The sequence below is a fragment of the Mucilaginibacter sp. P4_C11 genome, assembly GCF_056402115.1.
Genome location: NZ_JBFUIA010000011.1, coordinates 20,002 through 32,009, shown reverse-complemented (window position 1 = coordinate 32,009; position 12,008 = coordinate 20,002). Strand labels below are relative to the sequence as shown.

Annotated in this window: 8 protein-coding genes; 1 reads left to right on the top strand and 7 read right to left on the bottom strand. The window is 39.8% G+C overall.

Annotated features, from left to right (window positions below):
• Nucleotides 1–37 precede the first annotated feature (37 nt).
• Nucleotides 38–235: a hypothetical protein gene (locus AC1DU2_RS11890; RefSeq protein ID WP_477384596.1), complete on the top strand. Its 198-nt coding sequence runs from the start codon at nucleotides 38–40 to the stop codon at nucleotides 233–235.
• Here the strand turns inward: AC1DU2_RS11890 and AC1DU2_RS11885 are convergent.
• The 7 genes from AC1DU2_RS11885 to AC1DU2_RS11855 all read right to left on the bottom strand — a co-directional run bounded on the left by AC1DU2_RS11885 (nucleotide 203) and on the right by AC1DU2_RS11855 (nucleotide 11,939).
• Nucleotides 203–763 (bottom strand): hypothetical protein, encoded by a 561-nt coding sequence (locus AC1DU2_RS11885; RefSeq protein ID WP_477363083.1) that lies wholly within the window; start codon nucleotides 761–763, stop codon nucleotides 203–205. The genes AC1DU2_RS11890 and AC1DU2_RS11885 overlap by 33 nt on opposite strands.
• 100 nt (nucleotides 764–863) lie before the next feature.
• Entirely contained in the window at nucleotides 864–1,178 is a 315-nt protein-coding gene (locus tag AC1DU2_RS11880) for a DUF7716 domain-containing protein (protein ID WP_477363086.1), read from the bottom strand.
• A gap of 16 nt (nucleotides 1,179–1,194) precedes the next feature.
• The gene (locus AC1DU2_RS11875) at nucleotides 1,195–4,926 is read right to left on the bottom strand and encodes a DUF6443 domain-containing protein (protein ID WP_477384594.1); all 3,732 of its coding nucleotides are present in this window, start codon (nucleotides 4,924–4,926) and stop codon (nucleotides 1,195–1,197) included.
• Between the two features lie 27 nt (nucleotides 4,927–4,953).
• Nucleotides 4,954–8,376 (bottom strand): DUF5977 domain-containing protein, encoded by a 3,423-nt coding sequence (locus AC1DU2_RS11870; protein ID WP_477384592.1) that lies wholly within the window; start codon nucleotides 8,374–8,376, stop codon nucleotides 4,954–4,956.
• A 65-nt stretch (nucleotides 8,377–8,441) separates the two neighbouring features.
• Nucleotides 8,442–9,239 carry a hypothetical protein gene (locus tag AC1DU2_RS11865; RefSeq protein WP_477384590.1) on the bottom strand — a complete coding sequence of 266 codons (798 nt, stop codon included), beginning with the start codon at nucleotides 9,237–9,239 and terminating at the stop codon, nucleotides 8,442–8,444.
• 150 nt (nucleotides 9,240–9,389) lie between these two features.
• The gene (locus AC1DU2_RS11860; RefSeq protein ID WP_477384588.1) at nucleotides 9,390–10,184 is read right to left on the bottom strand and encodes a hypothetical protein; all 795 of its coding nucleotides are present in this window, start codon (nucleotides 10,182–10,184) and stop codon (nucleotides 9,390–9,392) included.
• 1,155 nt (nucleotides 10,185–11,339) lie between these two features.
• Nucleotides 11,340–11,939: a hypothetical protein gene (locus AC1DU2_RS11855; RefSeq protein ID WP_477368379.1), complete on the bottom strand. Its 600-nt coding sequence runs from the start codon at nucleotides 11,937–11,939 to the stop codon at nucleotides 11,340–11,342.
• Nucleotides 11,940–12,008: the final 69 nt, after the last annotated feature.

Genomic DNA, 12,008 nt, shown 5'->3' with positions numbered 1-12,008 from the left:
GTGGGCTCACTGCAATCCTTAACGCGACCTGCAGGTAATGAATAATACCCGGATGAAACGAACATCCGGGTATTATTCATTACTTGACACGGCGTTTACCCATCAGCAAGTTACCCCCATAGCTTACCGGGGCGCCGGCGAAAACACTTGCGGTAGCTGGATGAAACTAAACAACCAGCACGTAACCTCTTCCACATTTCTGTTAACTGATTTCATATATTCCACTACCGCCTGAGGATGTTCCTGCCCCTAAAACAGTCGGAATTATCAATGCAAAATCGGTAATATCATGCCCCTTAATCAGCGATTGCCAAAAAGGTTCATTTATCAAGCTTATATTCGAATCAACTAAAGTATCATAGTCAAATCTTTCTATAAAATCCCAGAAGGCAAGTCTGTTTATAAATAACAATAATCCCGTATCTGTGCTCACAACGTTCTTTTTAGCCAGAAGAGACTTATCATATCTAACTTTTTTTATCCTACCAACATTAAAAATGGCTACATCATCTGCAACAAACTCCCCTAAAGCCATCGCATTATACGGAAATACTATTTGTTGAATTTCTTCAATTGATACGCCTTTGTCAAAAGTTTCAATAGATTTCTTTATGTCACTTACATAAAGTCCATCAATTATAATATAAGTTGAGCCGACAGATAGTTTTACTGATTCCTGGTTTAAAGAAATATTGTTCATTGCCTCTTGGAACCGATTTTTGAAGTTTTGAGGTAATACATGGTGTTTATGAATATTTTCCACACTGTTAAAAAATACAAACTCCCGGATGAAACCTGCATCCGGGAGTTACATATTTATCACTTTGGATAGATAATAAAAAAAAGTACTAATTAAGTCAAAGTCAGATTGGCTTATATGAATCATTTTCGGCGTAATATATTACAGCGTCAACAATTTCCTGGTTTGTATTTTTTTTATTTGATGTCCAGGATTGCCATACTTCAATTACTTCGTTTATCAACGATATTTCCAAAAAGTAGGGCACTCCCTTTACTTCAGTGGGCACTTCTTCCTCATTTTCAAATGAGTAAATATAAGCCATTGAAGATAAATGCCACTTATCGTCTTTTTGTTCAACATACAAAACCATCTCATCCTCAAAGGAATCAATCTCTTTTATAATATTTTCGAGCGTATTGTTATTAATAAGTTCCATATCACTAATTTATAAATTATTTGCCCCAAATCGCAAATCCACCGATACCACCCGGGTGAAATAAATGTTGAAAAGCTGAAGAAGTATGTTGCGCCCTGGGTACAAGTTGCATAACCCCTTCCTCTGCAGCATGGTGCCAGGTCCAATTTGACAGAGAAGTGCGGGCTATTCCTCCTTTAGATCCAACTAATTGACTTCTGAGATCAGGGATTAGTTCGGTCATTTTTTGTTCAAATTCGACATCACTGTCTAACGATTTTAATAAAGCTTTATTAGCTTGTTGAAAATGTGTGGGTCTCGTTGCTTTTACAAATTCTTCATCTAATTTCATTTCATACGCAACCGAATATTGGCTGGCTTTTTCTACACCACTTTCAACCAGCTCCTTAGTCCCAACTTCAGCAAGCTCTTTAACTCCCGTTTTTATCCCTCCCTCAATCAACGAAGAACTTCCAAGCGTGGCCACATCAAGAATTAAACCGCCTACTCCCAATCCCGCCTGCAACCAATTACCATCGCGAATACCCTGGTAAATATCCTTAGATGAGCCTACAATGGGTATAAAATTAGTGCCGATATCTAAAGCCTGCTCTGCAAGTGAAGGACCGGGCTTGGCATCAACTATTTTTACTTCTGCCAGGTTATAACGCGATAATGATTTTGTTCCATCGGCGTTAAACCATTCCACTTGTCCGGTTGCCTCATATATTCCCCAGCCCGATGGCCCTATATTAGTATAACCCGCATGGGCTCCGCTTCCAGGAAACCAAACCGCCTTTGTTTTGTCTGTTTCTCCATCGGGTAAATACCAGTCCCACAGCCCATCCGGATCTATCCGGTTAACCGGGTTATTACTCACATAGTTGTAAGGAGAAACGGCAGCGTCATTTTCCGCTAACTGGTCGGCGGCATTCCACCTCCCAATTACCGGATCATAAAAACGCCAGCCGAAATCGTCCTGGTTTGTTAAGTCATTTTGTAACTCTTTACCGTTATAAAGGTTCCGGTTACCGTTAGAGAAATCATATACACCAGGAAGTTTCCTTAAGCCGAAAGTGTAGTAATCATCTTCCTGTATCTGCCTTACTTGCTGAGTGGATGGATCTTTATCAAAGCTGCTCCGTACGTTGCCTAAATGATCTGTTAAATTATATTGATAGCTATAAGTTCCGCCATTGGGTACTGCCCGGCCCTCGCTTGTTTCAATAAAAGCAATATTATTATTGTAGTAAACAATGCCATCAACATAATCCCAGGCACTTCCGTCGCTGCTTGTGTTACGCAATTTAACCCCGGTTGCATCATATGTGTATGTTGCAAGGGGAACGCTACCTTGGTCAACCTCTTTGGGAAGGTTTAATAAATTGTATGCTATTTGTTTACTGCCGCCATCAGATGTGGCATTACCATTAGCATCATAACCATAACTTCTGTAAGCAGTATTATTATTTTTTACCGATGCCAGCTGATTGCTTAAGCCACTATTTTGATAGGTATAACTTAACTGGGCTGCACTTCCGCCTCCGCGGGTTAAACTGCTGATATTACCATTAAGGTCATAACTTACTGTTTCATTAAGCAATCCTCCCGTAGAGGAAGCACCAAGCACCCTGTTTAACTGATCGTAACTGTAACTGAAAGCCTTGCTGCCGCCATGTGGTGCGGCATACAACATTTGAGCAACAGATCCATTATATTGCTTTGTTATGCCGGCGTCAGGAGCGTTGTATCTTAAATCTATATTCAGCAGGTTGCTGCTGCTGTTTAAGGTTCGCAGCCAGCCACGTTCATTATAGGTATAATTAACATCCTGCAAAAACGGAGCACCGCCTGTTTCGCTATGTAAATGTTTGGTTATTAACTGGCCTGCTTCATTATAATCACCCTGGGCAAGCAGTACATTTTTCCCTCCGTTTATCTGTTCGTAAACCTGTTTTAAATTTCCTGTATGATCATATGCAAAGTTATTGGCAATAGTGACTACTGGTGATGTATTTGTGGTGTTATAGTGGCTGCGGGTTATATCCGTTGCCTGACCTGTGAAGTCATAATTTACGGCATAACTATCGTAGTTGGCATAATTTGTTGCGCCGGCACCCAGGTAATGTTGCTGATAAGCTTTGGTTAATTGTCCTTTATCATCGTAATAATTAACAGCGAGCAAAAGTTTTGTTGGATTGCCGTTGTTATCCAGGATTGCAGCTTTTGTACCAGTAAGTAAACCCGATGTCATTTTACTGGCCACTGCGACATTATTATAAGCCGCCGGCAGATTGGGAATATTGTAGTTATCAAAATAACTAATGCCTAAAATATACGTTAATGCCGGATAACTGTTAATAACGTAACCCGTTGGAAATTGGGTTACATTATTGGTATTGTCTTTGGCATCCCACTGCGGGAGCGCATATATATTAGCTTGCAAAGTACTTAATGCAATTGCCGAACCTGCATTCCAAATTCCGGATATTATCTGGCGACCCAACGCGTCATATTTAAAAACAAACCACTGGTTGCCAAGTCTTTGATTACCATCCTGGCTTAATACCAATTGGTTTAATTTATTGTAAACAAAATATTCCCAGTCTTTCCCCGGAATCTTCTTCCGTACCAAACGATGCCATTCATCATATTGATACTGATAGCATAAGTTATCAAGTATATTTTGCGAAGGCAGGCCAGTATCGGGATTGGCGGCCGGAGGGAGTACAAATGCAAGATTTCCAAAATCGTCATAAACATAATAGGTTGACAATATTTTTAAACCTCCATTGTAAATGTACTTTCGCGTTAGCACCACGCGACCTATTTTATCTGTGTAGGTTTCAATACTCCCTCCCCTGCCACTCTTCCAATTTTCATCAGTTTGAACAGTTACCGTTAATGTACTTGGGGCGTACGTCGCGGTGTTATTTTGCCGGCCAATTGCTCTGCTTTGATCAGCATTGGTAGTAGCTGTAAATAATGCTGCCTGGTAGCTGTGCGCGGTATCTGTGGCCCAGCTGGTATTGTTATTGGTGCCATAAGTTATCCTGGCGGTATGCCCGGGGTTGCTGGCCCCAATTGTATTGGCAAGTTGCCAGGCATCGCCAATAGCGCCCTGTTCTGCTATACGACTTAATGGCGATGGCTCGAAACCCGACCGGGAGTACGGAAACAAAGTAGTTGCAATATTAGTAGCACCAGGCGATGACGGATTATAAAAGCTTGCCTGCTCGGCAAATGCCAAAGAATGATAGCTCCCGCCATTAACCGTGCTGCCATAGGCCAGAAAATTAATAGAATCCCGGCCGAACTGATCGTAAAGGATTGGCTGGACAATATCTTTATCCGATATCGAACTTTGTATCCCCACATATTGTAACGCCCTGCCCAGCCCGTCGGAATATTGTATTACTTGCTTCACTTCGCAGGTATTGCGGTTTACCAGCTGCGATGCATCTGTAACGCCTCCTACACGGGGAATTGAGATCAATATATAATTGAGGGCATTAGTTTGATTTGATACTATGGGCACGCAATCTGGGGCTGTGATATACGCATGAAAGCTTTGACCGGCCGCAGGGGCTGACGAAAAGCCATCCAACAATGTGATACTATTGTTATTGTAATACTCGCCGGTAGCACCGATGCTGTTTAATGAGCTCACATAAGTTTGCGCCTGTAGACTGTAGCCTGCAAATAACAAACAGATGCAAATCAACAGCTGGTTTAAAGCTTTGCTTGCAGGGATAGGTTTAGTGATCATTATATTGATAATAACTGGTTGATAGTTTTAATGAGTTAATCTGCATCCGCCAACGTAATTGGCATTAGCCTGCCCCTCGGCAATAAGTTCATTGTAAGCCTGCTGATTTGCATCGGCCTGCGAAATGACAGAAGTGTATTTATTTGCCGGGATGGTATAAGTTACAACTATAGGGTTGGGCGTGGCATCGGTTCCGCAATTGTTCTTCGAATATCCTCCGGATACAGCCTGGCTATAATAAGTTATGGTACCAACGGCGCCTGGCTGCTGTACAACGTAGTTATACTTTAAATTCTTTACAATGTTTCCGTACTGATCTTTGGTATTCTTTAATTGCAAAAGCTGATCGTATTCAAAATACGTTGCTTCGTTTTTAATATCTGTGGATCCCGTTAAACCGCTTAAAGCTGTATATGTACTGGTTGACATTTGAGCATCAACAGGATAAAATCTCACATCATCTATTTGTCCGCTGGTAATATTTATGGTGTAACTGTTACTGGTAACTGGCACCGTACTACTTTGAAGGGCCCAGGTATTTCCTGTTTTAAGCCAATAGCTTAGCGTATAACTACCATTATCAAGGCCGGTGAGATTCCTGGAATAACTGCCGCTAAAACTTAGGCTACCGGTTTTAGCCGACGTACTTATATTGCCGCCGCCCTCCTCAAAACTTTCATAAAATATATCATTATCGGCTGCATTGAAAGCTTTTGCCACCGGATATAGTTTATTATACCCAAATATCGTGGACTGTTTAGGTCCCGATTTGGCATTTGAGCAAAGCAAATTACCGTATTGATCGTAATTAAAATATTGAATAGCAGGAGTTACTGTAGTGCCATTATTCTCGTAACCAGTCTCGGGTAAAGTGAACGTTTGGCTATTAATTATCCAGTTTTTATACCCAACCCGGCTGCCTTTTAATACTTTATTATTGGTCTTGATTATTTGATCGAGCAGGATACCGTATTTACCATCTGCATATAACTTATTGACCGCATCTGTTTCTGATTGCTTGGCAAATGTTATCAAATCTTTATTAAACACATATTTATAATCAATGGTATTAGTACTATTGTCACTGTTTTGAATAGTTACATTTGTTAGCAGCGATGGATAGGGGGAATTATACGTATATGATTTTACAGTAGATACAGGTAAAACATTGCCTGTAATAAAGTTTTCTTCGGTAGTTTGACTTAACAATAATTGCTTTGCTATATAATAGTAGTTTCCAATATTATAAAACTCGGTATTTATGCTCTGGTATTGCCCGGTTCCGGAGATATTTACCTTTCCAATAGCCACCCGAACACCTTTAACACTATCCATGACCGAATTAAAAACATATTTGTTGGTTATTCTTTTAAGTAAATTATTGTTGTTATCATATACGAGCGACTGTTTAAGATGCCCACGCGCAAACGCGTAAGATGTTGCCGGCGTATATGGACTCATGTTGGGACTGATTCGTTCAAGGGTTTTAAACGAGCCATCTACTTTTAATTGGTTGGTATAATCAGGGTAATCTTCTCTGTCTGTAAAAAAGTTCACTGTTTTTCCTTCATTACTGTTATTAATGGTAACCTGGCTATAGCCAATAGCACTTCCATCAATGTCAAACATGGTGTTAAAAGAAGTGGAGTTGATTATAATAAACGGAGAGTAGCTTTCAACCGTTGTTTTGTGACTTTGGAACAGATCTATCACAGCAACAACTATTGCAGCATATATAGAATTATTGACATTAACTGGCGGAGCGCCATTGCCTGAGTCTCGGTAAATTGGTATATTGGGACTGAAAATGCTGTATTGGGGAAGAAACTGACTTTGTGTATGTTCTATGTATCTGACATATATGGGTGCCGCGTTTATAAGCTTTCCGGTTGAATGGCCCAGATCATCATTATAATTATAACTTGTAATTACAGGTGTTGTGTTCGGGTCTCCTGCTGATTTAATTCTTGCTATCCTGAGACCGCCGGCGTAGCTGTTGTATGAGATAGCCTGGTTATAATAGGTATTTGCTTCAAACACAAATTCTTTGTATCCGCCTGTTGGCAAATATATTTTTTTTAACACGTTGGCTGTCATCATTACAGGCGATGGTTCACGGTCCATATTTGCCTGTAATTCGGGAATCAGATTGGCATTATCACTATTCGCACCGGTGTTGTTATAATAACCCCAATGATCGAATTTATTTGACGCCCGTGGGGGTAAATTAATATCCTGCACGTATTCAAAGCTAAACAACGGCAATGTTACAACAGGTGTTAAGCCCGAAGTAACTGTTACATTATTTAGCTTGAGCCTGTAATTATCGGCTGTCATCGCCCTTACGGTTACATCATTAGCGTCGTTGTAAAATGAATAAAAATAATCATGCAGAAGCGAGAACGACTTAATCAACTCACCCTTATAATCTTTAATATCTACTTTATTTAGTACTTTTCCATTTGCAAGGTCTTTTCTTGCCTGGGTATCATATGTAAAATATGCACTCTGATTTGATGTAGCAATTGAACTCAGGTATTTAGGGCTTTGGATAAGTTCTTCAATATTGCTATCCCATTCGGATTTATCTACGACCGAAAAATCGAGAGACGAACTTGGTTGCGACAACGGAATTCCCAAAAAACTGATGCCCTTATCGAAGGTGGATGTTATCTTATCCCTAAATTTTTCCGTTTTGCGATAATTGGTTGTTTTAATTGGATCACCTGCAACATAACTGAAAGTAATAGTTTCTGTATTATTTGAAGTTATTATTTTATTTAGAAACCAGGTAGAGGCGTAGTTTCGTACCTGATTTGAAGTTTCACCATAAAATGTCAACTGTGTATTTTCAATGCTGGAAGCATCTGAACCAAGATAAAAAAAAGTGCCTCCTATATCTTCAAACACCCAGCCGCTAAGCCCCAATTCCTGCTTAAACGGGCTGTTTAAAATACGGATGCTCTTATCTGTGAGCATAACAGGTACACCATCTTTGTTAAATACAAATTTCCCGTACCTGCCATTAAGATTATAATAAAACAAATCAGGCTCGGCATCTAAAGTATTGCCCAGGATACCGCCCATTGTTGTAACATCCAACGGTTGTGTTACTTTAAGCCCCATCGAGCTGCCAAAGTATCCACTTGTGCCTTCATCGGGCAATCCTCTCACGTATCTTGACACCAGGCAGTTGGCTGACATTGTCCATCCCAGGCCTATGGGGCTTGACATATCCTGTACCTTATTGCCCGATCCGTTGTAAAGTAAGGCAATAGGTATACTATAGCCCCTGGCAGCAAGAGTATGCAAATCGGCACTAATATTAGGCACGCCGGTATACATATTAACAGTTGTATTAGCATATTTTGCTGTTGCAGAAACGTTAGGCGATGCAGGAGCAGCCGAGCTTTTATCATCAAACTGGCAATATCCGTTTTGCCAAATCATCAAACAACATATAATTAGGGCCATCTTTATAAAAGAGGCATAAATTCCTTTTAACATCGATGTAATTATTTATTAAAGTTGGTTATTTTTTGTTTTTCCAGGTTATCAAGACGATCTTTGAACGCTGCCATTTGTATCCCCTGTGATCGATTAACAGCTTTTCCTGTTGTCAGTTCGTTATCCTTTTCAATCAAATACAGTGTCAATTCTTCCACTTTTTTAAGCAACAGCTTATTCATCTCGCCCAGGTTAATGCCGTTTTTGGCAACCTCCTGTTCAGAAGGAATCTCGGGTAAGTGATGGTTTTGGTCGATGAAAGCTTTTATGTTGGTAAGAGGTGGCAATTCATAGTTTTTATCAAAAACATAATCGGCCCAGCCGGTTTCTACCCTGATTTCTTTAGCCCTTATTTTCCCGTTGACCGATAAACGGTAGGCGGGATCAGGAGATGAGGTATTCAATCCGATATTACCGTTCAAATCGGTTATGAGCACCGGGGTAACCGTTATCGAAGAAGTAATATCTGTGCCAGCGGGCACCGTTGTTTGTGTGGTTATACTCACCTGCTGCGCTGTAGTGGCGTACCCAAACAGGTAGGCTTTTGCAGCGAATGCCAGGTATTCGTTAGTACTGTTCACCGCAAGATAAAAACTTGTTGTACTGCCGCTTTGATAGATCTTCAAACGACTTGCCGTAAAGGACGAACCACCTTGGGTAACTTGGTTTACACTAAGCCCTCCCCTGTTGGCGATATAAAACGTTGTAGTCCCTTTATCATTAGCACCCCAGCCGCCGCCAATAATATCAATCTGTAATTTTTGGCTGTTTGCACTGTTATCCTGCGGAAACCCGAGGCTTCCCAAAAAAACATAATTTACTGCTGGGGTAATATTAGGACCACACGCAATGGCCGTATATTGTGCCCTACATAAAGGCAATAGAATTATACTAAAAATTAAACTTAAACAGAGTTTTTTCATGACACTTTGTTGTTATGGTTTTTGCTAATAGGATTACCGATTGTTATTTTTTTCGTTAATGATCTTTTCCAGTTTTTCAATACGGATCTCCTGCTGCTTTTCTTTTTTATCCCTTTCTATCAAATACAAAGTAAGTTCCTCCACTTTTTTAAGCAGCAACTTGTTCATCTCGCCCAGGTTAAGGCCGTCTTTAGCAATCTGCTCTTCAGATGGCATATCCGGCAGGTGCTGATTTTGATTGATATAGTTTTCCACATCCATTAAAGATGGAAGTTGATAATCCTGTTTAAAAACATAATCGGGCCAGTTGGCTATTTCTACTTTAATCTGTTTTGAACGGATATTACCATTTACCGATAATGCTTCGCGCGGCGTTAACGTACCAATCCCTATATTTCCGGCACCGTCAATAACCAGGTCATTACCGTAATACCATTGATTGCCTGTACCTAACTTGTTAAATGACCTCCGGGTGCCTATTATCATTTTTCCGGTAGCATTACCACTCGTGGTTGTCCCGGCTACCGTAATAATTCGCCCTTGCCCCCATATATTAGTACCATCTGTATTTGCGGGAATAGCAAATTCCAGTTGAGCCCCGTTGTTGGCCGACCGTGCACCTGTATTTCCTTGAATGATTAAGCCACCCCCATTCACAGCGTGTGCGTTATCGGCGTCAGTATTTGTACCAGCACCAACGATGTGAAGATTAGTTGATGGAGACATTGTTCCCATTCCCACATTGCCTGTAGCCGGAAATGTATTTTGCCCATAAGAAGAAAAAGCTGAAAATAGCAAAGCCAATACCAGCAGAGAAAATGATTTCATTTGTTTTAAGATTTGAGGTTGATTGTGTTTAAGGCGTTGGTATTAATTGAAATTTATTATTTATATTGTTTTTTGATGGTCATTAGTCCGATGTTAAATTAATAGTTAACATCATAATAAATGTATGCCGTCCAGATTATCGGGGCGAAACAAATGGTATCAAATTACATATACGGCACTATGAAAAAATAATCCATGTTATTGTGATTAGGTTTAACAGGTTGATATTATATTACTTACGCGTTTTTTTATTTTTAGTATTTTATTGAGATTTTTTTTATAAAAATATTAAACAATAATTCATTGTCAAGCTTTTCATTTAAACCCTGTGTTATATTTATATTAATTAATATGCAACCAAAAAGCAAACCAAGGCAGCCCGGTTTCTATACAACTTTTGCTAACTCTTAAAACTCAGTTTAGGTAAAGAACTCAGCTGAGCAGCTCGCTCACGATGCGAATGTCACTGCGTTAGTAAAGCTTTATTACTTTGTGTTGCCTATGCATCGTTCGCTAATGCTATAAAACCAACTAACATGCTGTTCACAACAACAAAACACTTTAGCCTAATTTTGTATACTCAGCCCCTTTGAGATGGGGCATTGGCACATTAATTACCTGTATAATATTCATAAAATTTGCTTATCCCTCAATGGGAAAAGTTCCAGCTGGAAAGCTGGATTCCCGTTATCAATTTAAAATCGGCCCTCCGGATCTTAATATTTAGGGGCGCTGCGAAAACTCTATCGACGATACTTCCAACTTTTTGAATTTTTCCTTTTTGATTAACAGCGTGTACCCAGTTGGTAAAAGCGGCGGTCAGGCTTTCCATTACAAGGCCTCGCTTTGCTTTTGCCGCCCCGGCTTGCCCGCGATGTGGGCTTCCACTGCGATCCTTAACGCGAGGTTGCCGGTATGCAAAAACACCCGGATGAAATTAAACATCTGGGTGTTGCATATTTATTACTTAGCATGGCGTTTACCTATCAGCGGCCACAAGCTTGGAAGCTTGCGGCAGCGAAAAACGCTTGCGGTAGCTGGAGCGACACTTGCGGTAGCTGGGGCAGCGACGCTTGTGACAGCGAGGGAATACCTTTTTCAACGTTTGCAATTCACGGCGCAACTTGCGGTAGTTGAGGCGGGTATCTGCAAATACTATTTTAATTCTTCAATCAATTTTCTAAATTTAATAGAAATGTTTCTATGAAGCACCGAATTCAAAAAATTTAGTACATCTGGATTGTCATTATTTTCCTTGAGTATGATTTTGTTCAAAAAATTGGGAGCGATAACCGCTTCTAACATTTGTTCAGAAACCATATGATCATCATATAGTGCTAAATAAATATTACATAACTCCAAATAGTCATGGATGCGTAAGTTTTGCATAGCAAGAATGCAAACGAAAGCTTGTTCAGCACTAAAATGCCTAGTCGCCAAAAGTTTTTTTACATCGGGAAAATAACTTAAACTATGATCAAAAACCTCCACAAATGCTTTATTATCCAAGTATTGTTCTAACACATCCATTTGCCTGGGCGTTTGCTTTATAATAGTCTGAATTAGGGTGTCAAAATTTTTCTTTTTATATAAGGTTTGTTTTTGCCTCGGTGATGAGAAATTCTCATTATTTAAGTTCTGTTTATTGTTGGTACAGGCAAATAAAATCATACACGCGGTTGCAAATAGAAAAAAACGGTATAGAATCTGTTTTATATTAGCTTGATTTTTCATATTTATCAATTCTTCGACCATATAAAATGTTAAAATATCTTCAAAAACAAGTATGAAGGTGATACTGGGCTATACGGAGAAAACATAGTA

What these genes read in the sequence shown, in the direction of transcription:
- AC1DU2_RS11890 (WP_477384596.1), top strand. Translation starts at nt 38, where the DNA reads ATGAATAATACCCGGATGAAACGAACATCCGGGTATTATTCATTACTT.
- AC1DU2_RS11880 (WP_477363086.1), bottom strand. Translation starts at nt 1,178, where the DNA reads ATGGAACTTATTAATAACAATACGCTCGAAAATATTATAAAAGAGATT.
- AC1DU2_RS11875 (WP_477384594.1), bottom strand. Translation starts at nt 4,926, where the DNA reads ATGATCACTAAACCTATCCCTGCAAGCAAAGCTTTAAACCAGCTGTTG.
- AC1DU2_RS11870 (WP_477384592.1), bottom strand. Translation starts at nt 8,376, where the DNA reads ATGATTTGGCAAAACGGATATTGCCAGTTTGATGATAAAAGCTCGGCT.
- AC1DU2_RS11860 (WP_477384588.1), bottom strand. Translation starts at nt 10,184, where the DNA reads ATGAAATCATTTTCTCTGCTGGTATTGGCTTTGCTATTTTCAGCTTTT.
- AC1DU2_RS11855 (WP_477368379.1), bottom strand. Translation starts at nt 11,939, where the DNA reads ATGGTCGAAGAATTGATAAATATGAAAAATCAAGCTAATATAAAACAG.